Source organism: Novosphingobium sp. AAP83 (assembly GCF_001295795.1).
Lineage (GTDB): Bacteria > Pseudomonadota > Alphaproteobacteria > Sphingomonadales > Sphingomonadaceae > Novosphingobium.
This window is the reverse complement of sequence record NZ_LJHY01000022.1, coordinates 396,039-422,108: the sequence shown is the minus strand read 5'-3', so window position 1 is coordinate 422,108 and position 26,070 is coordinate 396,039. Positions and strand designations below refer to the sequence as shown.

The following is a 26,070-nucleotide window of genomic DNA, read 5'->3' as shown; positions in this document are numbered from 1 at the left end:
CTGTTGGAGACGCACCCTTAAATAACCATATAGGTTCGTGTAGGAAAACACTTTTGCCAAAGCGTGCAAGGTTCGGCTTTGCCGATAACGCGGGCCTTTAGCGCTTAGCCGATGCCTTAAAGTTCAGGGCCGGTTTGGCAAAAGTGATGTCAGCGCTGCCATGCTTTTCGAGGAACTTCAGCAAGTCTGCCAAAGGTATCGGGCGTGCAATCAGATAGCCTTGGACCATATCACAGCCCATCACGCGTAGCAGCGCCATGCTGAGCTGGTCTTCTACGCCTTCGGCAATGACCTTCATTTCAAGCGCGTGGGCAAGATCGATGGTGGCTTTAACGATGAGAGGATTGCGGTGGCTGGTGCTTAAGCTGCCAATGAAGTTGCGATCGATCTTGAGCTCGTTGGCTGGCAGTCTTTGGAGATATTCCAGAGAACACACCCCGGCACCGAAATCGTCAATGGCAACCGAGATACCTGCCGCCGAAATGGATTCGAGACTGCGCAAAGCCTGATCCGGATCGGCAATCACCGCTGTTTCGGTGATTTCAATCCCCACTTTATCGGCATGATTGCCAATGGCAGCAATGATCGATTCGGCAAGATCCGGCGATGAAAGCAGGCTGCCGGAAACATTGACATAAGTGCGGATTTTGTAGCCAGCTTCATGCATGGCGGTCGTGTCGCAAATCGCCCGGCGCAGTGCCCAGAACGTGAGCGGACCGATGCTGCCGGTATCTTCCAGCAGTGCAATGAGATCGGCGATGTTGGTTTCGCTCCCGTCATCGCGGGTCCAGCGCAACAAAGCTTCGACCGAGGGGATCGTATCGCTGCGCAGATCAAGCTTGGGCTGGTAGGCAAGTGTAAGCTTGCCACGCTCCAACGCTTCTGAAAAATCTTTGAGCAAGGCAATATTGCGCCGCACTTGTACGCCATCATGGGATTGCAGAAAGCCGCTGGTCAGGTGGGCGCGTTCGGTAGGGCTATTGGCGTCGTTGACAGTATCGAATAGCAAGCGGGCCTTGACAGTTACGGCCAATGTCATGCCCGAAACCGTTATACTTTGCGGTAGTGCCGCCAGGATCGCATCGATGGCTTGATCTATTGGCGCATCTGCATCTTGCGATACGACAAGTTGCAAAGACATTTCCCCGACCAGAACTGATACGGGCGAGGCTGCGACTTCGTGAATTTGTTGCGCAAGATAATCCAGAGCGGCTTTGGCCACGGATAATCCCAGCAGTGTGCGGATTCGTTCAAGCTGCCTGATATCGATCTGGTAATAAGCGTGACGCAGCCCATCTTCGGGCTTTATATTTTTGTTTAACCGCGTTTTTTTGATAAATTGCAGCATAACCCAAGCGCCAATTAACGCCATGCCCATAAGGGCCGCGATTATAATTGACTGTAAGGAGCTAGTGCCTTGCATAAAGGCTTTATGACCTCAGTATCTGAATATGCGGTAAATTTCGGTCCTTAGATAGTCTTGGGTCATCGCATTATGTTCAATATTGCCTGATGCGGCCCCAGAGAAGGATTACGTAAATCCAAAAAGCTTTCGATTTACCTCTTTTTAACCTGAAGCTTTAGGTAGCAGTTCACAAGCACCCCCTATGTAGGATCACGTTAGCAATTGTTTTTTGCCGGGGTGACGTGATGACTGTTCCAAGCAAATGGCTGAGTGGAGGGAGCGCAATAGCGCTTGCCGGATGTGCTTTAATTGCTTCGCAATCTGTATTGGCACAGACGGCGGCTGAAACAGGTGATGGCACCCGTGTGCAGGCGGCTGAACAGGCAACGGCTCAAGCAACAGAGGATCGTCCAGTAACCGCGATGGGCGGCCCGGTTGGTTCCTACAGCAGCAGTGTCGACCCGATGAGAGGTTTGATCCGCGCGTTTGAGGGCAACCTTGACCCGTTCATGGGGCGTATCCGTGCGTTTGAAGGCGGGATCGACCCGCTGTACGGGCGCATCCGTGCTTTCGAAGGCGATATTGATCCTTATCGCGGCCTGATCCGCGCATTTTGGGGTAACCTGAGCCCGGTTGCTGGTGAACTCGATCCGAAAATGGGCCGTATCCGCGCCTTTACCGACAGTTTCGTTCCATCGAGCAGCCAAATTGCCGCAGCCTGGACACTGGCCGAACAAACGAGAGACTACACGCAAGTGGCGTCTTTGCTGAACGGCATGTTGGCAACTTCCCAGACCCAGTGGCAAGCCCAAGTGCTGCAAAGCACGAACAAGGATTTCCAAACAGCCGTCCAGCAGCCGTTCCTGAACAAATGGAAAGTTCAGCTCAACGATCCGAAGACGCTGGCTGGTTGGGACCTGTTTGACCGCCAGTACTTCCTGCTCGACTGGTATGACACCGTCATGAACTATTCGGGGATGGACCGTTACGACCACTGGATGAATGCGGTAAAATGGACGCCCACAATCACCCAGGCTCAGGGCGGTGGTAGCGATGCGGTGATTGGCTTGGTCGATTTCTTCGCCGATAACGACCCCGATGTTCGCTCGAAGGTTGTTTACAAAGGCGGCTATGAGGGGGTCAACAATGCCCACGGTGCCGCAGTCGGGAGCCTTATCGTAGCTTCACATGACGGCAGGGGTGTGATGGGCATTGCGCCACGCGCGAAAGTGGCAGCGTTCAATCCCTTTGACAGCACTCTTACCGCAAGCTGGGCTGATGTCCGCGCCGGGATCGAGCATGTCGGCAAAAAGGGCGCCTCGGTCATCAACCTGTCGCTGGGCGTGGAAGGATTTACCCTGCCATCCGAATGGCGCGATGTATTCACCCAATCGTCGATCAGCACTTTCAAAGACAAGACGATCTATGTGATTGCTGCTGGCAACGACGGATCAGTCCAAACCAGCAATATCGACATGACCGGCGCGCTGGACAGCACGTTCCTTGTGGTTGGATCGGTTGATCCGTTGGGCCGTATTTCCGCATTCTCCAACCGTCCGGGCACAGCGTGCATCACGGTTTCGGGCAAGTGCGAGAATACCGCAGTCTATAACGCCAAAAATGACAAGTTTATAACTTCAGACTACCTTAAGGAAAGCGGGTTGCTGATGAACCGCTTCCTTGTGGCGCCGGGCGAAATGCTGCTGGTTTCGGACGGAGCGGGTGGGGTTACCCGCATGTCGGGCACGTCGTTTGCGGCTCCGCTGGTTTCAGGCGCGATTGCCTTGATCCAGGATCGTTGGCCGTGGTTGAAAAAGTATCCGCGCGATGTGGCCAAGATCATCCTTGAAAGTGCGCAGGATCTGGGCGCACCAGGGGTTGATCCGGTCTATGGCCATGGCCTTCTGGATATTCAGGCCGCGCAATCCGCGCTCGATTTTAACAAGTTGAAATACTATTCTTTCGACGGCGCTTCGAAAAACAAGAAAAACGGCAAGGAAGTCAATGCCAAGTCCCTGCTTGCCAGAGGTGTGCAGGCGAGCTGGGCAGGAAGTACGGCTTACTTCACCGCATTCGAAGAACTGGATGAATCCGAGCGTGACTTCCTTATCCCGCTGTCGACCCGGTTGTTTGATCAATCGGTGAACGGGCAGGCGTTCCAGACATACATGTATGATCTGTTCATGTCCTGGGTGAGCGGCGATGCAGGTATCCGCGAAGGGGGCTATGGCTTGATGCCAAGCAAGCCACGGTTTGCCAGCCTGACCGACAATGGCAAAGCGGGTATTGGCGAGAGCGGCAACGGCTGGAGCTATGCGATGAAGGGACGGTTCATGACCCGTGAAACGCGGTTCGGTTTGCAGCCCGGTTTTGCGTCGTCGTTCGAAATTACGGCACCTGAAGGTGTGGCTTCGTTTGCGGCGGGTTCAGGCGACGGCGCGCTGTCAATCGCAGGCAATGGCGCAATGCAGCTTTCATCGGATTTCAATCCGTTGACTGGCGGTAATGACCCACTGCTCGGCTTTGCTTCGGGCGATGCCCATATGGCCGCGCGGGTGAAAGTTGCGCCAAATCTGCGAATCAACTTTGGTGTGACCAACAACCGGCGCGATATTGAAGATGATTTCCGCAACACGCCAGCGTCAAGCGACCTGTTCCAGCAGCAGCGTTTGCTTGGGGATTATAATGCCACGGCGCTGAACGTCCGGTTTGAACGCTCGTTCGGGCTGCGGACCAATGTCAACATCGCACTTACGCAATTGCATGAAGCACGCGCGATGCTGGGTGTTCGTTCGCTTTCGTCGGATGACTTTGGCAATGGCACGGTATCGCGCAGCGCCACTCTGTCATCCGATACAATGATCGGTGATACCTTGCAGGTTTTTGGATCGGCCACGGTTGCCCGCACAAGCTCTGATCGCAACGCCAGCTTCCGGTTGGCCAAGATGACCAGCACCGCATGGCAAGTGGGCTTTGCCAAATCCAATCTGCTGGGGTCGAACGACAATCTGCGCTTTACGGTCGCACAGCCGCTACAAGTGGAAGCAGGCCAGGTCGAATTCACCTCGATCGGGGTGGTAGATCGTGAAACGGGTGAGCGCGGGGCTATTACGCAGCGCTTTGACATCGCCGATCCCGCCCGCCGCCGCATCCGCGCCGAAGCGCACTATGGTGCTTCGATGGCTGACGGGAAGACCAACCTTGCGATCTTCAGCAGTATGGAAACCCGCAACGTACGCCAGGATATTGCACGGTGGACAGTGGGTGGCCAGTTTAGAACGCGCTTCTGAGGGGCGGCGCACTTTGAAAGAGACCTGGAGATGAATTGAGAATTCGGGCGTTTATTTGAGTTTTAACCCATTGCGGTTAATCTACTTGCATGCGCCACTTTCTCCACGTTGTGTTGATAGCCCTTTTGTATCTGTGTTCGCAGCCCACGTTCGCGTGGGCTGCGTCGTCTGATACAGCCGCCTTTGACAAGGCGATTGCGGGTGCAAAAGCTGATATGATGGCAGACCCCGCCGCAGCGCTGCGGGATTCGGACAAAGCACTTGCAATCACAGACAAGTTTACCGGCAAAGAGCAGCAAATCGCCCGAGCGACGGCGCTATGGCTCAAAATTGAGTCCAACATCGGCTTGAACCGGCTGGAGGCTGCGCAAGACGGTCTGGGGGAAGCAATCGGGCTGGTCAAAGCCGCAGCTCCCGAAACGAAGCTCCACGGCGATATCATGCGGTCACAAGGTGCTGTGGCAGGTATCATGGGTAAAGCATCTGAAGCGCTGATGAGCTATCTTGAGGCGCACCGCATTTTCAGCAAGGCTGGCGAGAAGCGATCTCAAGCACTGGCACTCCAAGATATCGGCCAGATCTATTGGGAAGCAGGCGATTATCAACGCATGCTGTCCTATTTCGATCAGGCGCAGGAAATCTACAATGACGATCCCGGCATTGCTCTGAGCGCCAATAACACTCGCGGTGAGGCCTATCGCGCTTTGCGGCGCTGGGCGGAAGCGGAAAAGGCTTATAGTGCGGCGCTTGCCAATGCGCGAGCGCTTGAAAGTCCGATGCTGGAAATGCGGGTATTAAGCAATCTGGCGCAAGTGCAGATTGAAATGGGCCAGTTGGGCAAAGCAGCGCAAAATGCCAAGCTTGCCGAACGGCTGGGGCGCAACCCCGAAGCGCGCGATTGGCTGCCGTTTGTTTATGGCGTGCAAGCGATGATTGCGATCCAGCAGGGCCGGGATCAAGAAGGCGCGGCACTGCTGGACCGGTTGTTTGCCGGGATTGATCTGGAGCGAACCGATCTTTCCTATCGCGAATTGCACAAAATCGCGGCGGATTTCTATTCTCGCATGGGCCAGCCAGAACGGGCGCTGCGCCACCTGCAAGCGTTTCAGCGTTTGGACGGGGAAGTGCGCAACTTGATCACGTCCACCAGTTCACAACTGCTGGAAGCCCAGTTTACCTCGGCCAACCAGAAAACGCGCATTGCCGAACTGAAACAGGGGCAATTGCAGCGCGATGTCGAGATTGCGCGCCAGAGGGGCACGATTGCCACCGGGCTGTTGATCGCTGCCTTGGCGTTGATTGTGGTGACCGGTCTGGCGTTCCTTTCCATTCGGAAAAGCCGCAATGAAGTGCGCGATGCCAATACGATCCTGACCGATGTGAACGCACGGCTGGAAACCGCGTTGCGCGCCAAGACAGACTTCCTCGCGATGACCAGCCATGAAATCCGCACACCGTTGAACGGCATTATGGGGATGACGCAGATCATTCTTGCCGATGACAGCATCGACAAGAACACACGCGAACGCGTCAGTCTGGTGCTGGGTGCCGGGCAGACGATGCAGGCGTTGGTCGATGACTTGCTGGACACCGCCAAAGCGGAAGGTGGCGAGATCACGGTGAACAAGCAGGCTTGCGATATTGGCAAGATTCTGTCGGAAAGCTGCCAGTTGTGGCAGGGCGAAGCGCAAGGCAAAGGCATCGAACTGGTGCTGGATGCCGCCGACGTGCCACCTGTCAGCTACACCGACGGCGGGCGCTTGCGGCAGGTGGTCTTCAATCTGCTGGCCAATGCCATCAAATTCACCCTTGAGGGCAAGGTATCGCTGCGCGCGGTGATGATCGATGCGCAGAACCTTGAAATCTGCATTACAGACAGTGGTATCGGCATTCCCGCAGATCAATTGCAATTGATCTTCGAGCCGTTCCATCAGGTGAACAACGGCATGTCGCGCGATTTTGGCGGGACCGGGCTTGGCCTTTCGATTTGCCGCAACATTCTGACGGCCTTGGGCGGCGAGATCAGTGCGACGAGCCAGCATGGCGCGGGATCGACCTTCCGCATTGTTTTGCCCGTTGCCGGAGCGCCAGATGTTGCAGCCGTGACGGAGATGGCGGAAGTCGCCGCACCGGCCACCCGGCGCCTGACGCTTATGGTTGATTATAACGAACTGCGGCAGGCCAAAGTGAAGGCGGTGATCGCGCCACATGTGGACGGTGTTATCGGCGCAAGGACGCTCGAACAGGCCGAGGGTCTGTTGCAGCTTGGCAATGTTGGCGTGATGATTATCGACACTTCCGCCATGCCCGAGGAGGAAAGTAGATCAGAACAGCTTGAGCAAGTTCTGGCCAAGTCAAAATTGTATGACGTTGTAACTTTTCTCTTGCTAGCACCTGCTGTAGACGGGCAGACAGTTATGGTGCCAAACAAAAATGCCGATATTGTCCTGCAAAAACCGCTTAAACCGGCATACTTGATTGCTGAGTTGGCGAAAGTATTTAAAAACAGCGATTTGCACAAAGAAGTTGCCTAGTGTGTCCGTGATGAGCAGTGCGTTTAGGAACATGAATTCATGCACGTGATCTTCGTTGAAGACGATGCTCTGAACCGGCGTGTCGTACAGGACATGCTGAGCGTGATCGGCGTGGAAATGGCTGAAGCAGAAGACGGGCCTACCGGATTGAAAATGCTTTCCCAAGACCCCTATGACCTTGTGCTGATGGACTTGCGCATGCCCGGCATGGACGGATTGACAGCGATTGCTCATCAACGCGCCGCCGAATACCAGGCGCAAATTCCGATCATTGTGGTGACCGCCGATACCGCGCCGGATCTGAAAGACCGCTGCTTCGCCGCAGGGGCCAGCGATGTGATCATGAAGCCGGTTGCGCTGAATGCCCTGATCGACGCCATAGGCCGCGCCATGGTGGGCGCAGCAGACGATGACATGATGCTTGATTGATTTTGCGCAGCATCCGGCCTTTTGCCGATGATGCTAGCTTGGTCGGGACGAGAGGATTCGAACCTCCGACCCCCACACCCCCAGCCCCATTTTTGGATGGGCGCTAACACACCAGAATTAAACAGAAAACCTTGATTTTTCGGGCATTATGGGGTATCTCCATGGTGCTGTGGTGGTGCAGATTGTTCCGTTTTGTTCCGCCCCGTTTCATCAATTTGCACCACCACAGCACCACGGGATTTCACGTTCTGCAAACCGGTGAGGCCAATCTATGCGCTCTGCATTGACCCAAGTGGTTGTCGATAAGATCGTGCCAACGAAACGTCCTGTCGAGCATCGCGACACGCGGCTCAAGGGTCTCGTTTTGCGGGTGACACCGGGCGGCGCGAAGTCATGGTATTGTGAGTTCGCACGTGGCAAGCGCGTCTGGCTGGGTCGCGCCGATGTTCTGGGTGTCAGCGAGGCGCGCGAAAGCGCGCGCGGCATTCTTGCCGAAGTCTTCCAAGGCATCGATCCGATTGAGGCGCGCAAGCCAAAAGCAGAGATGCCAACATTCGGCGCATTTCTCGATGGCGATTATACAGCTTGGGCAAAGTTCAGCCAGAAGGCCTATGGGCAGAACCTCAACCGCCTCAAGACCGCATTCAAACCGCTGCTGAAAAAGTCGCTCGACAAGATCACGGCGCTCGATGTCGAGCGCTGGCGCGGCAAAGAGGTCGAACGCGGCCTCAGCAATCAGACGATCAATCGGGACATCGCCTCGATAAAGGCCTGTTTCAATCGCGCGGTCGACTGGGGCATTCTCCCCGCCAATCCTCTTGCCAGGGTCAGGAAGGCGCGGGTCGATGACTGTGTCAAGGTTCGCTATCTCAGCGAGGCCGAGGAAGTTCGCCTGCGCACAGCGATTGATGATCGGGAAGAACGCCGCCGCGCCGAACGCGACACGGCCAACCAGTGGCGGGCCGAGCGCGGGTATGTGTTGCTTCCCAGCCTGCGGGACGTGGTCTTCATCGACCACGTCAAACCGCTTATCCTGCTGTCGATCAATACAGGGTGCCGCCGGGGAGAGCTGTTCGATCTGACGTGGTCGAACGTCAATCTGGACCGGCGCATCCTCACGGTTACCGGCGCAACCGCCAAATCGCGGCGTACGCGCCATATCCCGCTCAACCGCGAGGCAACATCGGTGTTGCTCAACTGGCGCGCGCAAAGCGAAGACAGCACGGGGCTGGTGTTCGTCAACGAGCAGGGGGAACGGTTTGACCGGGCCAATTCGTCGTGGCGGGGTTTGCTCAAGCAGGCGCAGATTACCGACTTCCGTTGGCACGACATGCGCCACCACTTCGCTTCGCGTCTGGCAATGGGCGGGGTTGATCTCAACACCATCCGTGAATTGCTCGGCCATAGCGACTACACGATGACACTGCGCTACGCGCACCTCGCGCCCGAGTTCAAGCTCAAGGCCGTCGAAGTACTCGATCAGGCTCGTGAGGCAACGATGGGCGGGGCCAAGATTATTTCGCTGGTTGGTTGACGGCAACGACCTTGGGCGCGACCGGGTCAGGTGATGGAAGGAGATGCTCGATGGCTGGCCAAGATGACGATTTCGAGCTGATCCGTGGTTGCGGCAATGTCTTTGCCGATTTCGACGCGCCTGATGCAAATCTTCGCCAGCTCCGTGCGGTCCTCGCTGCAGAAATCGTCAAGGCACTCGATAACGAAGGGCTGACCGTAGGAGATGCTGAGGCGCGCACCGGTATTGCGGCGGCTGATTTTTCCCGCATCCGTCAGGTCAAGCTCGACCGCTTCACTATCGACCGGCTGATGCGTATCCTCGACCGGCTCAATCGGGATGTTCACGTAAAGATTTACGTAGCGCCGCGCACGGGTCCAGCAAAGCGGACGCCAACTTCACTGGCAGCCTGACGCGCTTGGCAACGCCTTAGCTGGACGGTCTCTCACGCGGTGCAAGGCTGTATATGGCCGCGACCAAAGGGAGCGGCCAAAACCTCGGGGTGGGTGGTGCGGGTCAAATGAACTGGCCGCCCTTGCTCGGGGCGGCCTCGATCATCGGCGGCTATGCCGCCTCTTTCACGTCCTCGGTGCGAGCCAATTGGTGCAGGTAGGCTACGCCGCGCTCGGCATGGGCAGCAGCCTGGACAATGGCGCGGGAGTCGTTCTGAAGGACCTTTATCCAGCTCGCGATATAGCTGGCATGATCAGGGCGCGGCTCAAGCGCAATGCCAAGGTCGGCGGCTAGGAACGCTGCACCAAGTTCCGCACACAATTCTTCGCGGGCGTATCCCTCATCGCCCCATTTCTCGCGGCCAAAGCTGCGATCAAGGCGGCTCTTGTGGCTTGTCCAGTGCAAGGTTTCATGGCCTCGGGTCGCGTAGTAGCTCTGGGCGTCATGGAAAGCCGCAAAGGGTGGAAGCTGAATGCGGTCGGCTGATGGCATGTAATAAGCCTTGTCGCCGCCATGGTTCACGGTTGCAGGAATGCTGGCAAAGAATGCCTCGGCGGTCTCGATGCGTTCCGCCTCGGGCGCTGGTTCGGGTATGATATGGAAGCGCTCGGGAAGTCCGTCGATCTGCGCCACATTGAAAACGGTGTAGGTTTTCAGAAAGCGGAACGACTGAGCCTTGTCTTCGCCGCTGGTTTCGTCGCGAACGGTCTTGTTGCTGTCGCCGTAATAGACAATCGCTGCGCCGCTTTCACCCTTGCGGACCTGTGCGCCCAATGCCTGCGCCTGCCGGTAGGTCATCCATGACGGGCTGACAAAGCCGGACGCCTGCGCCTCAATCCACAAGAGTAGAACATTGATCCCGCGATAGGGCTGGCCGGTTGCGCGTAGTGGCCGCACTCTGCCGCTTGTCGCTAAATCGCCACCACTCCAAGGCTTCAGCCATGGACGGGTGCCTTGTTCCAGTTCGGCCAGAATGCGGTCGGTGATCCGGCTATGCGGGTCTTGCTTGTTCATGGTACTTGCTCCCTTCCAATCCGCGCAGCGGGTCATGCCGCGCATGACCCCTGCCGACCCGGCAAGGGGCGGAGAGAGTGGGGGCAAGGTCCGGTGCCGGGGGTGGTGCGGGCGCAACGCAGTGAGCCACGGCCCCAAAGCGGCACCTTGCTGGGAGAGAGAGGCAGCGCCTCTTTCTTCCGCGAAACAGGGGAAGGGTGCGCCGTTGGCGGCGCTCGTTACAAAGGTGAGATTATTTTCCTGAACGGGAATATCGCAGATCAGTTAGCCACAAATCCTCTTAATTTTACCGCTCGGTAAAACAAGGCTTGCAAGCTGCCCTTCTTTACGGCAATGTCCCGCTCGGTAATATGGACAGCACCTCACTTGGACTCATCGTGCGCAGCGAACGCAAAGCGCAGAAACTGAAGCAGGCAGAGCTTGCGGCAGTGAGTGGCGTTGGCATTCGCTTCATCGTCGATCTTGAAGCTGGCAAGCCAACGCTTCAGCTTGAAAAGGTGCTGCGCGTCATCACGACACTTGGGTGCGACATTACCATAACGCCACCTACGGGCGGCGCATGACCAACCGGCTGACAGTCTGGTGGGACGGGCGCGTCACCGGCTGTCTCTACCTCGGCCCCGATGGCGACACGCAATTCGCCTATGACGCGGCGTGGCTGGCGGATGCGACTTTACCCGCCTTGTCCTTTTCCCTGCCCAAACAAGCCGAACCGTTCAACCGCCGTGCCTGCCAGCCCTTTTTCGGGGGCATCTTGCCAGAGGAAGGCCAGCGGACCGCGATTGCCCGCGCGCTCGGCGTCTCGGCTGACAATGAATTCAGGCTGCTCGAATATCTGGGCGGTGAAGTTGCGGGCGCGCTGACACTTTTACCGGAAGGCGAATTACCTACGCCGCCCAGCGCCGCCGCCCCGAAATTGCTCAATGATGACGATCTCGTGCGACTGCTCGACCATCTGCCGATGCGCCCGATGCTGGCGGGCGAAGATGGGCTGCGGCTTTCACTGGCAGGCGCACAATCCAAGCTGCCGGTGCTGGTGATCGACGGTCAGATCGCCCTGCCAGCACCGGGACAGCCAACCAGCCATATCCTCAAGCCGCCCATTGCCCGGTTCGCGGGCACCACGGAAAACGAATATTTCTGCATGTCGCTGGCGCGCGCGGTTGGGCTGGATGTTGCCCCGGTCGAAATGCGCACAGTCCAAGGCCGGTCTTTCCTGCTGATCACCCGCTATGACCGCGCCATCGGTCCAGAGGGTGAAGTGGCACGGCTCCATCAGGAGGATTTTGCACAAGCCCTCGGCGTCCCGTCGCACCGCAAATATGCCAGTGAGGGTGGGCCTAACTTCCCAGATTGCTTTGCCCTGCTGCGCCGCGCGGCAACCCGCCCGCCGCGCGACATTCTGCGGCTGCTCGACGCTGCCATCTTCAACCTGATCATTGGCAACGCCGATGCTCATGCCAAGAATTTCAGCCTGTTGCACAAGCAAGGCGCAATCACGCTCGCACCGCTCTATGATCTGCTTTCCACTGTGCTCTACCCAGAATTGTCGCCAAAGCTGGCGATGAAGATTGGGGGCAAGGCCGTGCTTGACGATATAGAAGCCCGCCATTGGGATCGGTTCGCCGCCGATGCGCAGCTCGGTGCGCCGTTCGTGCGAGCGCGGGTTCGGCAATTGGGTGATGCGGTTCTTACCGCGATTGATAGCAAGTTCTCGGAAAAATTTCCGATACTGGTCGGTGTTAAGTCTGTTTGTAATGTTGTTCGTGAGCGCACTTTAACATTACAAGGAAAAGCCTAAAACGACGTTTAGCCTTCTTTCGCCACGACCGTGTCGTAGAGGCCGTAGTGGGTAAGCCCCTTGTGGCTGTCGATTCCGTTATAGCGCAACGAGGCTTCGTTATAACCTAGAAACGCAAACAACGCCGCGTTCATCCGCTCAGTATTGAACACGTTAAGGGACGATGTTGGCTTCTAACTCGTCAAACGCATGGATTAGGTCATTTCGTATCGCACGGAAATCCCTATGTTTTAATCTACGCGTAGCGGTGCCAGACCTTTGACTACGTGGATGTGCCGTAGTGGAATCCAGTCGCAGATCATGAAGCCTTAGAAAACAGGGCATTAGTTGGGGCAAGTGAGCTAGTAGCGTTTGGTCCCTCAAGGCAGCCCCGTAGTTGGGGCGCTGTCGGTTCGGCTTCAGGCGCGTATAAAGATGGGAAAAAACCTCGTCGCACCAGCTATCGAGCTGCACCAAAAAGGCATCGATGTTCGACTCGCGATTCCTCTTGAGGAAGATCGACATACGCTCGGCATGGCCGTGCGCGGCACCGAAGAACGCCTTCCAATCATAGGCAGTCTGTTGCCGTTTCAGGATATACGCTAGGATCTCGTTGATACGGCCACCCGGCTGGCCAACTGAGCGGATGATCCTCGCGGCTTTCAAGCTATGCTTGGCAGTCGTTTCAACATCACCATATGGCCTTGCCAACTTTAGATTTCCGTCAATTAATCTACCGGCGGCAATGCGCGCCACCTCAGATTCGGCGTCCCGCATTTGGCGATTAAGGAAGTCTGCATAAGTCGCTGCACCAAATAGGCCGGGCGTCAGTTCACGGAAAGCACATTTTTTGACCCACCAATCTGGTTCGTTGGACACAATGCCATCGAATTCCGCGAAGTTTATCGCATTTGCGCTCAAAGCCCAGCCGATCAAGGCTTCTTTGTAGCTCGGCTGCAACTGAATGACGCCGGGCTTGGGGCGCAGCAGTCGATCCGCACAAATCTTTCCCAACGAAGCCGTGACAACGGCAGGGCATCTGTCCAGGCATGATCGGAGCAATTGCGCGTTAACGGCATGATACAACTCGTTGATCGAAACGAAGCTTTCGATCTCTTTGGCAAGAACGTCGGGAATCTTGGGATAGGAGGCGATGTATCGGCAAATTCCGGGCGCGTGTTCAGGATGCCGATGTAGCACCTTCATCAAGCGGGAATTGAGCCTGTGGGTTGGCGTGGCGTGTGCTAAAAGATATTTGAAACGCGTCACGCTTTCCGGCGGAACTCTGCCGTTGCGAGTCAATTCGAGAAGCCGGGAGACGAGTTTCTTCTGATTTACGGTCGGCTTGATGGAAGGCTCGGGCGGACGACTGATCGATTTTACCTCGTCACGCGGATCGGCAATTTTCCGGATATTGATTTTGGCCGTCTGCGGGAAAAGACCGATCTCTTTCGAAGCAATGTCGAGGTCAATGAGCTTGCGCGGCAGTTCATCTTCGCTTTTTGCAAGAATCTTGATGTCATCGACATAGCGAAAATAGACGGTTTTTCAACCCCGCTCGCCCGCAGCGTCAATATGCTGCAACACTGCTTCGGAGAGCATTCCGGACGCAAGGGGTCCCTGCGGGATTCCATGCTCGTGATAAATATTCGCCTGCCCGTTACTCCAAGTGCTCGATGTCCAAACTTTCAGGCATCGAAGCAGGAGATCGACCGTGTCCTCATCTATGCTGAGGGTGGCAAGAAAATGCCGCAGCACATGATGGTCGATAGAATCGTAAAATGCGGCCAAGTCGAAATTGGCGACGTAGTGGTATCCGTCGTTAAATGCCTGCTCGATCCTACGGCCGAACTTTCGATAACTACGCTGCCACTGAAAGTAAAAGAACGGTGACGATTTCCCAGCATACAGATGGGCAAAAACGCGCTTTTCGTAACGCTGACGGGTCTTTCGTTTGAGTATGTCCGCAATCAGGTTGACACATGCCTGATAGACGATTTGATCTTCAACCGTCAGGAGAGTGATCGGGCGTAATGTGCCAGATGGCTTTGGCAGGAGGAGTTTGGACGCATGGGAAACCTGATAACGCTCCTTCAATCCTTCTTGGCGTATCCATTTGAGATGGGTGTCCGACGCGATTGCGAATGCATCGTATGAATCGCGAAAGTAAGACTTATACTGCGCGTCTGGGTTGGACATCACCCACTGGTAAGCTCGCCGCAAATTATTCAGATTGAATACAGCTTCGAGGTCGCTCACCGACTAAACATTCCCGTTATCATCGTGCGATATGAGTCGGGCCGATTTCGGGTCGTATAGATAATGTGTGATCGCGCCGCTCCTGATCTTCTCCACCGCATCATCCACGACGAAACGCGGCACGAGAAACCATTCACGCGGGACCACCGGATTGCCGAAACGGTCCTTGACCTCGATTTCGAGCCGCGCAGGATCGAATATGCGGTGGATCAGGTTTTCCAACTTGGTCCGGTTGATATTGAACAGGGTGTAGGTTGCGACGATTTCGACGTCGGCCATAAGGAATGTCGGGTCCAGTTTGGCATTGGCGACGCGCCGCACCACGTCTCCGCCGGTCACGCCGATCTTGTGCAAGACTTCCCGATTGGCCGCGACGAGGGGATGATCCGACTTGCTGCGCAGCACATATATGGTGCCGCTGGCCTGATCGTCATCGTCGTTTTCACTGGCAAATAGGGGTCCGGCGGTTGGCTCCGTTATCCGTCGCCCTGCTTCATCCTTGTACAATGCCCGCTGGAGTGAGCGGCGCAGCAGATTGCTCTCGGTGCCGTTGGAGTAGATCAGGCGTAAGCGTGCATCCAATTCGCCATTCGGGGCTTTGATGGGCTCCCCGACTTCGGCGACATAGGCGGTCTGGCCGCCCAGAATGAAGAACTGCCCGTCCGTGATGTCCGCTTTCAGAAAACCCGCGTCCTTCACGAACCGGCGGGTGGACCGAACACCGGAATCAAGATCACGCTGGACCTGCGCGAAAAGGGGCTTGAAGTTGTCAAAGTCCGGGCATGGCTCGCGGTTGGCAATTTCCTCGGCGGCGCGCTTTTCTGCGCTTGGCCGGACATGGCGGAGCTGGGTAATGTCAGCATCGCCGGCTATGCCTTCCAACACGGCCAAAAGCTCGTCTTCATCCATCGTCTCAACTGTTGCAGCGGCGAAGGAACCATCTCCGGCCAACAGCCCTTGATGGTCCAGCGATGCCAGCAACTCGCGGCAATCATCCTGAGCACGAAGCCGGTCTAGGCGCACGGCATATAGGCGCTCAAAGATGTCCCGGTCTTCGCCGTGCAGCGGGGCGCGGCCATGCTGCTCCACAAATCGCTGGATCTCTTCAAATCCAGCGATGATGCGCTCGTCGCGTGGAGAACGCCCGATCTTCTTTTCCGGCTGGGCAAATTCGGCCAGCTCGCTGCGAAGGTCGTCAAGGTCGAGGTCACTCATAGCGGCCCTCATCCTTGAAGCGCACGAATGCGGCTGCGCCTTCGGCCATTCGCTTTTCCCAGGCATCGGTCGAACTGATCGACGGCAAACGCCCGCGTTCTTTCTTGAAGCGCACGGCGCGCACGGCCAGTTCTTTCGCCTCCTCGGGCGTCAGGCTGGTGCGCTTGGCGGCAATTGCTGCCGCGACCTGCTTCAAGCTTTCTTCGCTCATGGTTTTGGCAAGTATGGAATAGGCTTCGCCGAAAGGATTAATGAAGTCGATCAGGTCGATGTCGAGTTCGCGCACGTCCATCGCGAATTTGCGGACGCCGTCGATCAGCGCGGTGTTGGCGCTGGGCTGGCTGTCATCGCCGATGGCGATACGAGCAATCCCCCGAAAATTGGTCAGAGGAATGTCGGTTGGCACGGCTTGCCTCACCGCGCCTTCGGTTTACCTCGGCCTCGATTTCGCGCATCTGCTTGTAGGCAATGACAAGGAAATTGCCGCTCCCACAGGCGGGATCGAACACCCGGATTTTCGCCATACGGCTGCGAAGATTGGCCAGCTTGCGCGGGTTGTCGCCCGCTTCCGTCAGTTTTTCCCGCAGCTCATCGAGGAACAGCGGGTTCAGCACTTTCAGGATATTGGGAACGCTGGTGTAATGCATCCCCAGCGCGCCACGGGCCTCCCCGTCAGCGACCGCCTGGATCATTGATCCAAAGATATCCGGGTTGATCTTCGTCCAATCGAGACTGCCGATATGCAGCAGGTATGACCGCGCAATTCGGCTGAAGCGCGGCACGTCCAGATTGCCGCTAAAAAGGCCGCCATTCACATAAGGAAAGGGGCGCGCCCAGTTGCGAATGTCTGCCGCCTCGTGATCTGCCTTATTTGTGTTCATGGCGCGGAACAGCTCACCGATCACGTCATGCGTGTTGGAGCTATCGCGCTCGCTCATCTTCTCGATGGTCCCCGTGAAGGGATAGCTGGGATGGAAGATACCGGTGTCCTCTGCGTAGAAGCAGAAAATCAGCCTAGCCATAAGATGGTTCATGTCCCGGCGGCGCGCTTCGCTGCCCCAGTCCGGATTGTCCTTTAGCAATTCAACGTAGAGCCGGTTGAGACGCCGCGCTGCGCCTCTGTCGATTGCCGTTTCTTTCAGCTCTTTGACGTAGGAAATTCCAGCCAAGGGCAGGAAAAAGTCAAAGCGCTCGGCGAAGCTGGCGAATTCACAAGCCAAGGTTTCGCCAGAATCAAGGTCCTCGGCCTCGAACAGGTCGCCATCGGTCGCAAGTACGAACTTCGCCTTCCCCTTGGCAGTTTGTGGGCTAGCCTTCAGAGCCGTAAGCGTCTGCGTCACCGTGCCGGGCTCGGCTACCGCAAGATGAATGTTGTTGACCTGCAAGACGCCGCCAACGTCTGATTTGTTCGATGCGCCACTGCGCAGCCGCTTGATGGTGGTCGCTTTGTTGCCAAAGGCTTCGAGGAACGCGAACGGGAACTCCTGAACATCAAACGGCTGCTCTGCCAGGTTGGATACGGCTTCTTCGATTTCAACGGCGTTCATTCAAGGCATTCCATTTCGCTAGCCGGTTCGATCAGGCCGCTGCCTGTGGTTCAATCGGCTTGCCCCTGAACGGCATGACCTTGATCTCATCTGCGCGTTTGCGGGTCTGCGCGATGTCGTAGCTGTTCTGCATCCGCATGAGGGTGTCCATCGACACGCCGAACGCCTTTTCGAGCCGAAGCGCCATTTCCGGCGATAGGTGCGCGCGCTCGTTGAGCAAGGTCGATAGCGTAGCGCGCGTCACGCCCAGCACGTCCGCCGCCGCCGTGACCGAAAGGCCCAGCGGTTCAATGATGTCATGCTTGATGAAGCTGCCGGGGTGGGCCGGGTTCATCAAGCGTATGCCTGCAATCGCACTCATGCCCACCTCCTAGTGGTAATCTTCATAGTCGAGGTCGATGATTTCGATCTCGTCACGGTCGATCCGAAACGTCATCCGCCAATTCTTGGTGACGAATAGGCTCCATGTCCCCTTGCGGTCGCCGGTCAGCATATGGGCCTTCCAGCTTGCTACGGTGCGCAATTCATCCTCTCGTTCCATATCTTGGAGGAAGGATACGATACGCCGGACCTTGGCGACAACGGCGGGTTGAAGGCCGCTTTCATCGTCAACTTCGATGAATCGCCGCAATCCCTTGTGGACCACGTTTCTGATCTTCATGGACGTTCCTACTCCGACAATTCGTACGGTGTCAAGTGACGCCATACGGTCTGCGGTGACCCGACATGCCGGATTAACCTAACCCGGCCTCCATAACCTTCTTTGCTGTTGGCGTTTGCATAGCCGCCTGCGGGATTGCCGTTTGCGCCAGTCCGGCCCGTTCGCTGATCGCAGATACCAGTTTGGCCCGGTCATTGGTGAAGATCGCGACCGTCTCCTTTGCACGGGAAATCCCGACGTAGAATGACTTCTGGTCGATCAGGTTGGTGGCCTTGCTGTCGGCGTGGATGATGACGTGATCTGCGGTGCGGCCTTGGGCGGCAAAGACGGTTTCGACATAGGCATGAGCAATGTGCTGATCTCGTGCCGCATCAAGGCTCAAGGTCTGGGTCTGCCCACGCGGGTTTCGGAATTCCGCCGTGCGGGCCTGCACATCAATCACGGTCACTTCGCCGCGCGCGCCGTTGATCCGCCCCGCTTCCCGGTCATTGCGGGTGAACCGGATGTTATCGCCGGTTTTGAGTTCGAGTGTTTGCGGCGCGAACGTCTGGCTGTTGCCAGCGCCCCATTGCCGCAAGCGCCAATCCACCTCGCGCCCGTCTTCTGATTTCAAGGTGATGGTGGATTTCGCAGGGTCGATGCTATCGACGCGGTAGGCTGCGCCGCGCGTCACGCCTTTGTCTGCGTAATCACGGGTGAACCGGACGACATCGCCTTTGTCATAGCTCAACGGGTCACGAGCCTCGGCACGGGTCAGCCCCTTGTTGGCAAGGCTTTGCATGGTGACGGCGGGGCCGGTTAGCGTCCCCGATTTTGTGAGTGCATCGCGAATGTCGGCGGTCAGGGTGTCGCGCCCTTCGCGCGATGGCTCAATGACAAGGGTTCTGGCGCGGCTGGCCTTGTCGAGCGCGGCATAGTCCTTGGCGATGGCCGCGAAGCGCGCGCTACGGTCGGTATTCTCCACGATTTTGCCTCCTCCCCGGTCGAGTGCGGCAAGAACCTTTCTGGCGTCTCCTTCGATGGATGCCAGCACGGCCTCCTTCGCCGCGATGCTGGTTTGCCGGACGATCTCGCTTAGATTTGCGGTTTCCATGCCTGCGCCCTGCAATTGCGCAAAGGCCTCGCCTGCCTCGACCGAGCCAAGCTGCTTCACGTCGCCCACAAGAATAACGCGGGCGTTCTGCTTCTCCGCCAGGTCGAACAGTTTGGCCGTATCGCGCGCCGACAACAGCGATGCCTCGTCCACAATCCATGCAGCGGGCTGGCCCTGATTTGGGCGCTCTGGGGATAACAGATGCCGTGCAACGGTATCGCTGCGCGCGCCAAGCGCCTCGCCCAGCACCATCGCCGCCGATGCGGTTGGCGCGAGCGCAACAACGCGCACACCAAGCGCTTCGGCCTCGCGGGCGAAGGTTGCCAGAACGGTGGTTGTCTTCGCGGTGCCAGCGTAGCCTTGCAACGCGGTAATGCGGTTACGGCTGGTCAAGAGCTGCTGCGTGGCTGTGCGTTGGTCGGTATTCCAGCCATGGCCGGTCCGCTCGGCCTTCGCTGATGCACTGGCGACAGCTTTGGCAGCGGCCAACGGCGATGCGATGGCCGATAATGAACCGCGCCCTTCCGTCTCGATCCGCAACAACTTGGCCTCGGTCTTAACATTGGTGCGGGTGGTGAATCCGGCAAATTCAGCCCCCCGCCGGTCGATATGGGTGCGGTCTATCAGTTCGCCTTGCTTGGTTGCTGCCGCAATGGCCTCCCCGATCTGTGCATAGCTGACTTTGCCAAGCCCGACGCGCCCGGCTTCCACATGCAAGGCAGCGACGGAGAACACCGATTGCCGTTCGCCTAGTTTGTCGGCGGCAAAGGCGACGGCGCGGTTCGCGGCGCTGTCGCCCTGCAATTCCATCGTGGCGCTATGATCTTTACCGGCAGCAATGGCTTCAGCCTGTTTGATCATGGCCAGCCTTGCCTCTGGCCCGAACCCGGCTGCGCTGGCGGTATCCCGCCACTCCGCCACAAGCGTTTTCGGATCGGCGGCAACTTTGGCCTGCCGCGTATCCAGCGCGGCAACTTGTTTTTCGGCGGCGCTGGCCTCGTTGCGCGATGTGCCGCGCTCCTCAAGCGCCGCTTCAATCTCCGCGCTGCGGGTGCTGAACGCGGCCACGACCTCAGGAGAAACGCCTTTGATCTCGAACATAGAGCCTTTGCCCACTTCGATCTCATAGCCCAGTTCTCGGACCTTCAAGGCCAGCTCCTGCCGGTAGATCGCACCAATCTGCTTTTGCAGTTGGTAGATCGCGCGCGGTTCAAGGCTGCGCCATGTACCGTCCTCACCCTTGGTGGCATTGAGAACGACATTGTGAGTGTGCAACTGCGGGTCTTGGGCTCGGCTGGTGCTATGCTGAAAGCTGGCGACCACAAGATTCCCGGTCGCCTCACGATTCACTATGCCGCCGTCGCGGATGCGGGTAGCGGCCATGTTCTGTTCGACATGGGCAAGCGCGGTTCTTACCGCTGCTCCGTGCGCTGCAACCAATCGCCGGTCGCCCGCAACTTCGGCCATGATCGAGACGGACTTTGGCGCGCTCAAGGTCACATCCCAACCGGGACGATGCTCCAGTTTGCCGTCGCGGGTCGTGCCCAACTGCTGGTCGGCAACTTTGCCGTCCAGCAAGTCGCGAAATTTGTCCCGGTTCACATCGCCTGAAAGACCCAGCGCCTCTGCACCTTTGCCTTGCCATTCCGATGGAGACTGACCTCCGTCTGCATAATATTCGCCTGCGGATTCATAGTAGCTGGCGGCTTGGCCTGAACTTGTCAGCGCGGAAACGGACGCAACCATTATATTGGTCCCTCGCTGGCGAGTGATCGCGGGACTGGTGCATCCGCTGGCGGGGTAGCCGATGGCTGTTTCCAATGCGTGGTTTTGACGTCTCCCGCCACAAACCCCGGTTGGCGGGCAGGGCCGTGCCGCGCGATTTGATCGGCGGTGAGCCTGATCCGCGCCACCGGCAATCCATCGGGAAGCAACAGATAACCCTCGAACTTGGGCAGCCGCAGTTCGCTTTCGAGAATAGCGGGCCGCATTTTGCGTATTTTGCCAAGCGTGGTGCGGGGCTTGTCATCGTCGTCGGCCAGAGCGTCGGTCATGGTCTGGATTTCGACCTCGCATTCGCCAATGGTCTGACTGGCCCACTGGCGCGTTTCGCTGTCGACGGTTTGCAAGAACAGCTTGGTGTTGCAGCAGCCCAGCATGGCTTCGGCGATCTTCGGGCCATAGCGGTGCTGCATCTGGCCCAGCGCCTGAAACGTCAGAATCACCGCCGCGCCAAACTTGCGGCCTTCGGGGAGCAATCGCGCCAGATTATCGACGTGCGGCAAGTCAGCCAGCTCGTCGAGCACAAACCAGATGCGCCGGTCGGGCGACGGGGGAAGGCCAAGTACGGCGCTAGCCGCGCATTCCAGCCAACAGGCGAGCAAGGGTTTTGACGCCTCGAAATAATCCTCCTTACGGGGCACGAATATCCAAGGCTTTGCGCCCTTCCGCTTGTCCAGCCCGTGGATGAAATCCCGGAAAGCGAAGGGCGTGCCTCCGCTGCCATCAACCCGCAAAAACTGGACAAGGTCAGCGGCCTTGGCGAGCATGAACAGCACGCTGGCCGTGGCCCGGTCGGCGTCGTCGGCAAAGGTGCGCGCCGAAGAACTGCCTGCCAGCCATGTTTTCAGATCGTCCTTGGTCCGGTCCTGCAAGGCGTGGAGCAAAGCGGGCAAGGTGGAGTTGCCTTCGCGCCAGAGCGCCCTGATCATGTTGGCGACAAGGATGCGGCTGGTGTCCAGCCACACGTCGCTGTCATCTTGCCCGGTCTCGGTGATGAGCTGGCGAGCGATGCGGTCGGCGTCGGCGGGGTGGGCAATCTCGGCAAAGGGCGACCAATATGCGCACCGGGCATCGAACGGGTTCAAGATCACGTCGCCGCGCTCGGGCCGGTAGTAATGTGCGACGAACTCGCCGCTCGTGTCATAGACCAAGGCAGCTTCGCCGCGCGCTTCGATGCCGTCGAGCATTTGGCGCAAGGCGGTGGTCTTGCCGCTGCCGGTCGTGCCGATCATTGCCATGTGCCGGGTTTCCAGCCTGCCGGGTAGGGGGACCGTGCCGATGGTGAGCGCTCGGGTGTCGGCTTCAGTAGAGGTCAGCTTTGCCAGCGCCGCCTCGGTCGTCACCAAAGTTCCGGCAATCACCCGGTCTTGCAAAGCGCGGTCGCGTCGCTGGGCGATGGCTCCGCGCAACAGCAGCAGGCACGCCAGCCATCCGGCAAAGCCCAGCGAACTGCCGAATATCCCGTAGGCCCATACGCTGTGCGCAGCGCTGCCGTAATAGGGGTGCGCGGCAACTGCGCGGGCCGGAACGGCGTAGGCTTGGCCGTCCTGGCTGATCGTTATGGCCGGTTCGACCACAGTGCCTTGGGCAAACCACAGCTTTGCCTTGGCGACAGCGAATGTGCCCGCTGCTTGCAACGCCTGCTGATCCAACATGACATAGGGCGTTGCGACAGCGCCCATTGCTATGGATGCAAGCAGGGCATTGGCCTGCCGCCGGAAGCGCGCGGCCTGATTGTTGCGGTTGTGGCGGCGTAAGGCATCAGCATGGGCGCGCCTGTCGTGAGACTGGTTCATTCCCGGCCCTCCTGCGCGCGCCGCCGCTGGCGGTCATAGGCTGCGTTGATCTCGGCGGTGACGGCCTCATCAGATGTTCGCGCACCCAACGCCGCATGGCGCGCATAACAATAGGCTGCGCAGGCGGTGAACAGTGCGCGGTCAAGCATCCGCTCGACATCGACCATGCGGGTGCTGACCGATGCCAGTTCGGCGAGCATCTCGCGGGTGTCGATGTCCTCGCTTGCCCTGTGATCGAGGGCAGTAAGGCCCGCGTCCACGACACGAGCAAGCATCGCATATTCGCTCAATCCGTGGCTCTTGGCGAACCCTGCAAGCACGCGATGACGGGCGGGGGTGAGCCGCACGGTCTGGGCGCGGGCGCTCATCGTCCAACACTCGTCGAGATGCTATTCGCCATCGCGCGCAATGGCTGAAATGTGCCGTTCTCGTACCTTTGCGCTTCACGGGATGCTATCAGCATCCCGTCAAACCCGCAGAACGGCTGGATGCACCCGTGCGTCCGGTGTGTATCTGATTTGCTGGCTCGATGCGTAGCATCGCAGCCCCTCAACCTTGCCTTCAGGCTTGTAAGGTCAGCCATCGTCCAGCCCTTTCTGGAAAGCGTTGCTGGGGGTAATCTCGATGGGGGCGGCGCAGCAGTAATACCCGTTATCCGGGCTGGGACTGGCCTCCTCTTTGGCCATTTCGTTCGCAGCCCATGTGGCAATCATCGTCTTGGCCTTGCGATCTGCCTTGGCACGGTCGAACTTCACCGGGACGGGTGGCCGGGTGTAAAGGTCATGATCCCGGACCCACGCAACGATGGCTGCTTCAATTGCCTGCTGCATATGGTCGCGCAGTTCGTCTGCTTCGAAGGGATTGAGGTGAGCGGTAACGCCGGGGGACAGGATCAACCCGCCCAACGCGAAAGACTTATTTCCGACCCATTGAAGCGGGCCGTCGATCCGGCAGAATGATGTGTGGCCTTGATAGATGTCGAGCGGTGGGCGCTCGGCTCGATGCCAAGGGACTATGGCGCTGCGATAGGCATGGCCGTCAGCATCCTCGGCCAGCAACTTGGCGATGAGCGGCGCGGTGAAACAGGCTGTGCGATACTCGGCGGTGAAGCGCAGATTGACCTTGCGGCCAGTCCAGATGAAATCGGCGAGCCGATCCATGGCGCTGCGGAAAATGGACATGGGGCATCCTTTCGTGAAATCACGATTGCGGTTGGCTGTGGAGGTGAAGGCAGTATCCCGCGCCAAGCGATCTCGCTCGGACGTGGCGCGGGCCTTGCAACGGTCAGTAGCGACGGGTTTGCAGGCTGCTGAGCCAATCCTCGATGTCGCCAGAACGCCACCGGATTTTGCCCGCGCCGATGTGGCAAGGGCATGGAAATGCCCCGCTGCGTGCACGGCGATACAGTGTCGTGCGTGATTTGAAGCCCGTCACGTTGAGCACGTCAGTGACAGTGAGAAGCTGTTCTCGGTTCGGAGGCATTGCGTGGTCCTTTCATCCGTTAGGTGGAGTGCAGGACGTGGCAAAACGGGGCGTCAGCGTGAATTCAGTTCCGCATTCACGGTAATTCATGCATGGGCAAAGTACGCAGAAAATTGTTGAACGGCGGGTATATACCAGCGTTGATCTTTTCCATGCGGCTATCGGCCAACCCCTCGGCGCGTAGCCTTTCCTTCTTCTCCTCGAACGTGATGTTCTCGAATTCCGGGCGCTTGAGGGCGATGACGATCTGCATCGCTTCACGAAATGACTTCGCTTTCACGCCAGCCTTATCGGCCTGAGACAGCAGCCATGCGACGCGCTTGTCGAACAGTTTGTCATCCTTCTCGTCAAGCAACGTGCGCGACGTGAAAAAGGCTGGCGCAACGCGTCCGCCGAGCCTGATCCATAAAGCGCTCATGGGAATTGGCCGGTGCGGAATGCATTGCCACAGAGATTGATCGCGGCTGACGACAAGGAGTGACCCGTGGTCCGCGAGGAAAGCGGCCCGCGCCCTTGGCGACAACGGCTTAAGCGTTCCGTCCGGCAACCGCTCTTCGCAAATCACGTCACCGCTCGCGATGAGATGCTTCAGGTCGTCGAGCGCTCTGAGATTGCGTTCCAAGGCACTGTTTGGTTCAGTCACGAGTTCGTCGTTTTCAGGCTCGCGGCGGACCTTGCTCCTGTTATGCGCCCAGATGAATGCCCCTCCACCGGCCAGAAGAATTCCAGTGCCGATGATGCCGGGGTGCATGAATACGGCAAGCACAGCGCCCACCATGGCCGTTAGCAAAGAAACAACGCGCAAGGCGTCCAGAGCACGCTGCCGCGCCCGTCCGCGACGGGCTGCCGATGCCATCACATCGAGAACTGTCTGCGGGATGATGAGCTCGAAGGGTGTCCCAGCAGGTTGCTTGAGAAACGCAATGAAGCCGTCCCGCATTTTGACGAACTCGGCGGGGCGAAGAGGCAACTGCTCTTGCATCCGTGTTCGAAAAATACAGGGAATCGGGGTCGCGTTCAATTCGTAAACGCGGACGAAAATGTTCACATTCGATGCGTTGGGATGCGTCGCGATGAGAACATTCAAGCATTATCTGCACCACCAGCGCACCACCAGAGCAAAATGGGGTTAGTACGCTTTCGAGAAAATGCCGCTAAGTACTTGAAATATTGGTCGGGACGAGAGGATTCGAACCTCCGACCCCCACACCCCCAGTGTGATGCGCTACCAGGCTGCGCTACGTCCCGACCTTGGAGCGGGCCTATAAGCGGCGCCTTGCGCCTTGGCAAGCGCCGGTTTGGCGAAATGGTGTGTTTGGCATGATGAAGCTTTACGTTTTGAAGGTGCAAGGGCGTTCGATTGCTTTGCCGTTTCCAAGCTGCTAACCGCGCCGCCAAGCCTTGTTCGGCGCAGCTTGCAATTAAATTGCAAGTCGTGCGCTGTTGCAATACCGGACACGCGATCCCAGAAATGGACTTATGATGTTGACGATCCTTGCCGCTGCCGCCTCTTCCACTGGTGAACCGCCTGCTTGGATGAGCTTTTTGCCACTTGTGGCGATGGGCTTTATCTTCTGGTTCCTGATCTTGCGCCCGCAAATGCGCCAGCAGAAAGAGCATAAGGCCAAGATTGCCGCGCTCAAAAAGAATGACATGGTCGTGACGGCTGGCGGATTGATCGGCAAAGTTATCAAGCTTGATGATCATTACGTCGAGCTGGAGCTTGGCCCTAATGTGAAGGTGAAGGCCGTGCGTTCAACGCTGGGTGACATTATCCCACCTGCCGGCGCGACCCCTGCAAACGACTGATCCTGTTT

General features: G+C 57.9%; 21 protein-coding genes, 1 tRNA gene and 1 pseudogene. 8 read left to right on the top strand and 15 right to left on the bottom strand.

Annotated elements, in window-relative coordinates:
* Nucleotides 1-97: 97 nt before the first annotated feature.
* Nucleotides 98-1,222, bottom strand: coding sequence for an EAL domain-containing protein (locus IP81_RS13530; protein ID WP_197274630.1), 1,125 nt, complete (start codon nucleotides 1,220-1,222; stop codon nucleotides 98-100).
* Nucleotides 1,223-1,731: 509 nt separating this feature from the next.
* Here IP81_RS13530 and IP81_RS13525 point away from each other — a divergent pair.
* From IP81_RS13525 to IP81_RS13505, 5 genes are all read left to right on the top strand, one after another.
* Nucleotides 1,732-4,695, top strand: a complete 2,964-nt coding sequence (locus IP81_RS13525) for a S8 family peptidase (protein WP_054108485.1) — start codon at nucleotides 1,732-1,734, stop codon at nucleotides 4,693-4,695.
* Between the two features lie 218 nt (nucleotides 4,696-4,913).
* On the top strand, nucleotides 4,914-7,229 hold the full coding sequence (locus tag IP81_RS13520) for an ATP-binding protein (protein WP_197274629.1): 2,316 nt from the start codon (nucleotides 4,914-4,916) through the stop codon (nucleotides 7,227-7,229).
* 39 nt (nucleotides 7,230-7,268) lie between these two features.
* The gene (locus tag IP81_RS13515) at nucleotides 7,269-7,658 is read left to right on the top strand and encodes a response regulator (RefSeq protein ID WP_054108483.1); all 390 of its coding nucleotides are present in this window, start codon (nucleotides 7,269-7,271) and stop codon (nucleotides 7,656-7,658) included.
* A 271-nt stretch (nucleotides 7,659-7,929) separates the two neighbouring features.
* On the top strand, nucleotides 7,930-9,192 hold the full coding sequence (locus tag IP81_RS13510; protein ID WP_054108482.1) for a tyrosine-type recombinase/integrase: 1,263 nt from the start codon (nucleotides 7,930-7,932) through the stop codon (nucleotides 9,190-9,192).
* Nucleotides 9,193-9,242: 50 nt separating this feature from the next.
* Nucleotides 9,243-9,584, top strand: coding sequence for a helix-turn-helix domain-containing protein (locus IP81_RS13505; RefSeq protein ID WP_054108481.1), 342 nt, complete (start codon nucleotides 9,243-9,245; stop codon nucleotides 9,582-9,584).
* 151 nt (nucleotides 9,585-9,735) lie between these two features.
* Here the strand turns inward: IP81_RS13505 and IP81_RS13500 are convergent, their stop codons facing one another.
* A complete protein-coding gene (locus tag IP81_RS13500) occupies nucleotides 9,736-10,638 on the bottom strand; it encodes an ArdC family protein (protein WP_054108572.1) in 903 nt (300 codons plus the stop codon).
* Nucleotides 10,639-10,988: 350 nt separating this feature from the next.
* Here IP81_RS13500 and IP81_RS13495 point away from each other — a divergent pair, with 350 nt between their 5' ends.
* Both IP81_RS13495 and IP81_RS13490 read left to right on the top strand, forming a co-directional pair.
* Complete coding sequence (locus IP81_RS13495) at nucleotides 10,989-11,201, top strand: type II toxin-antitoxin system Y4mF family antitoxin (protein ID WP_054108480.1); 213 nt, start codon at nucleotides 10,989-10,991, stop codon at nucleotides 11,199-11,201.
* Nucleotides 11,198-12,439: a type II toxin-antitoxin system HipA family toxin gene (locus tag IP81_RS13490; RefSeq protein ID WP_054108479.1), complete on the top strand. Its 1,242-nt coding sequence runs from the start codon at nucleotides 11,198-11,200 to the stop codon at nucleotides 12,437-12,439. The genes IP81_RS13495 and IP81_RS13490 overlap by 4 nt, the downstream gene beginning before the upstream one ends.
* A 153-nt stretch (nucleotides 12,440-12,592) precedes the next feature.
* Here IP81_RS13490 and IP81_RS13485 read toward each other — a convergent pair whose 3' ends face one another.
* From IP81_RS13485 to IP81_RS13430, 13 genes and pseudogenes are all read right to left on the bottom strand, one after another.
* Nucleotides 12,593-13,720, bottom strand: coding sequence for a hypothetical protein (locus IP81_RS13485; protein WP_197274628.1), 1,128 nt, complete (start codon nucleotides 13,718-13,720; stop codon nucleotides 12,593-12,595).
* 246 nt (nucleotides 13,721-13,966) lie between these two features.
* Complete coding sequence (locus IP81_RS13480; RefSeq protein WP_157573200.1) at nucleotides 13,967-14,677, bottom strand: reverse transcriptase domain-containing protein; 711 nt, start codon at nucleotides 14,675-14,677, stop codon at nucleotides 13,967-13,969.
* Between the two features lie 3 nt (nucleotides 14,678-14,680).
* Nucleotides 14,681-15,892 (bottom strand): GIY-YIG nuclease family protein, encoded by a 1,212-nt coding sequence (locus IP81_RS13475; RefSeq protein WP_054108476.1) that lies wholly within the window; start codon nucleotides 15,890-15,892, stop codon nucleotides 14,681-14,683.
* Nucleotides 15,885-17,439, bottom strand: a pseudogene (locus IP81_RS13470) (type IIL restriction-modification enzyme MmeI). The gene IP81_RS13475 and the pseudogene IP81_RS13470 overlap by 8 nt, the downstream one beginning before the upstream one ends.
* Before the next feature lie 31 nt (nucleotides 17,440-17,470).
* A complete protein-coding gene (locus tag IP81_RS13465) occupies nucleotides 17,471-17,800 on the bottom strand; it encodes a HigA family addiction module antitoxin (protein WP_054108475.1) in 330 nt (109 codons plus the stop codon).
* Between the two features lie 9 nt (nucleotides 17,801-17,809).
* A complete protein-coding gene (locus IP81_RS13460; RefSeq protein WP_054108474.1) occupies nucleotides 17,810-18,100 on the bottom strand; it encodes a type II toxin-antitoxin system RelE/ParE family toxin in 291 nt (96 codons plus the stop codon).
* A 73-nt stretch (nucleotides 18,101-18,173) separates the two neighbouring features.
* Nucleotides 18,174-20,939, bottom strand: coding sequence for a MobF family relaxase (gene mobF / locus IP81_RS13455; protein ID WP_054108473.1), 2,766 nt, complete (start codon nucleotides 20,937-20,939; stop codon nucleotides 18,174-18,176).
* Entirely contained in the window at nucleotides 20,939-22,771 is a 1,833-nt protein-coding gene (locus tag IP81_RS13450) for a type IV secretion system DNA-binding domain-containing protein (RefSeq protein ID WP_054108472.1), read from the bottom strand. Before IP81_RS13450 ends, mobF begins: the two co-directional genes overlap by 1 nt.
* Nucleotides 22,768-23,139, bottom strand: a complete 372-nt coding sequence (locus tag IP81_RS13445; RefSeq protein WP_054108471.1) for a hypothetical protein — start codon at nucleotides 23,137-23,139, stop codon at nucleotides 22,768-22,770. Before IP81_RS13445 ends, IP81_RS13450 begins: the two co-directional genes overlap by 4 nt.
* 207 nt (nucleotides 23,140-23,346) lie before the next feature.
* Nucleotides 23,347-23,952: a hypothetical protein gene (locus IP81_RS13440; protein ID WP_054108470.1), complete on the bottom strand. Its 606-nt coding sequence runs from the start codon at nucleotides 23,950-23,952 to the stop codon at nucleotides 23,347-23,349.
* A gap of 103 nt (nucleotides 23,953-24,055) precedes the next feature.
* The gene (locus IP81_RS19765; protein ID WP_082356146.1) at nucleotides 24,056-24,253 is read right to left on the bottom strand and encodes an AlpA family transcriptional regulator; all 198 of its coding nucleotides are present in this window, start codon (nucleotides 24,251-24,253) and stop codon (nucleotides 24,056-24,058) included.
* 76 nt (nucleotides 24,254-24,329) lie between these two features.
* Complete coding sequence (locus IP81_RS13435) at nucleotides 24,330-25,340, bottom strand: hypothetical protein (protein WP_157573199.1); 1,011 nt, start codon at nucleotides 25,338-25,340, stop codon at nucleotides 24,330-24,332.
* Between the two features lie 84 nt (nucleotides 25,341-25,424).
* A tRNA-Pro gene (locus tag IP81_RS13430) sits at nucleotides 25,425-25,501 on the bottom strand.
* A gap of 231 nt (nucleotides 25,502-25,732) precedes the next feature.
* On the opposite strand from IP81_RS13430, the gene yajC reads away from it, so the two are divergent.
* Nucleotides 25,733-26,062 (top strand): preprotein translocase subunit YajC, encoded by a 330-nt coding sequence (gene yajC / locus IP81_RS13425; RefSeq protein WP_054108468.1) that lies wholly within the window; start codon nucleotides 25,733-25,735, stop codon nucleotides 26,060-26,062.
* Nucleotides 26,063-26,070 lie beyond the last annotated feature (8 nt).

Bases quoted from the DNA above. Each gene is read 5' to 3' on its own strand.
- IP81_RS13520 (WP_197274629.1), top strand. From the start codon at position 4,914: ATGGCAGACCCCGCCGCAGCGCTGCGGGATTCGGACAAAGCACTTGCA.
- IP81_RS13515 (WP_054108483.1), top strand. From the start codon at position 7,269: ATGCACGTGATCTTCGTTGAAGACGATGCTCTGAACCGGCGTGTCGTA.
- IP81_RS13510 (WP_054108482.1), top strand. From the start codon at position 7,930: ATGCGCTCTGCATTGACCCAAGTGGTTGTCGATAAGATCGTGCCAACG.
- IP81_RS13505 (WP_054108481.1), top strand. From the start codon at position 9,243: ATGGCTGGCCAAGATGACGATTTCGAGCTGATCCGTGGTTGCGGCAAT.
- IP81_RS13500 (WP_054108572.1), bottom strand. From the start codon at position 10,638: ATGAACAAGCAAGACCCGCATAGCCGGATCACCGACCGCATTCTGGCC.
- IP81_RS13495 (WP_054108480.1), top strand. From the start codon at position 10,989: ATGGACAGCACCTCACTTGGACTCATCGTGCGCAGCGAACGCAAAGCG.
- IP81_RS13490 (WP_054108479.1), top strand. From the start codon at position 11,198: ATGACCAACCGGCTGACAGTCTGGTGGGACGGGCGCGTCACCGGCTGT.
- IP81_RS13475 (WP_054108476.1), bottom strand. From the start codon at position 15,892: ATGAGTGACCTCGACCTTGACGACCTTCGCAGCGAGCTGGCCGAATTT.
- IP81_RS13465 (WP_054108475.1), bottom strand. From the start codon at position 17,800: ATGAGTGCGATTGCAGGCATACGCTTGATGAACCCGGCCCACCCCGGC.
- IP81_RS13460 (WP_054108474.1), bottom strand. From the start codon at position 18,100: ATGAAGATCAGAAACGTGGTCCACAAGGGATTGCGGCGATTCATCGAA.
- mobF (WP_054108473.1), bottom strand. From the start codon at position 20,939: ATGGTTGCGTCCGTTTCCGCGCTGACAAGTTCAGGCCAAGCCGCCAGC.
- IP81_RS13450 (WP_054108472.1), bottom strand. From the start codon at position 22,771: ATGAACCAGTCTCACGACAGGCGCGCCCATGCTGATGCCTTACGCCGC.
- IP81_RS13445 (WP_054108471.1), bottom strand. From the start codon at position 23,139: ATGAGCGCCCGCGCCCAGACCGTGCGGCTCACCCCCGCCCGTCATCGC.
- IP81_RS13440 (WP_054108470.1), bottom strand. From the start codon at position 23,952: ATGTCCATTTTCCGCAGCGCCATGGATCGGCTCGCCGATTTCATCTGG.
- IP81_RS19765 (WP_082356146.1), bottom strand. From the start codon at position 24,253: ATGCCTCCGAACCGAGAACAGCTTCTCACTGTCACTGACGTGCTCAAC.
- yajC (WP_054108468.1), top strand. From the start codon at position 25,733: ATGATGTTGACGATCCTTGCCGCTGCCGCCTCTTCCACTGGTGAACCG.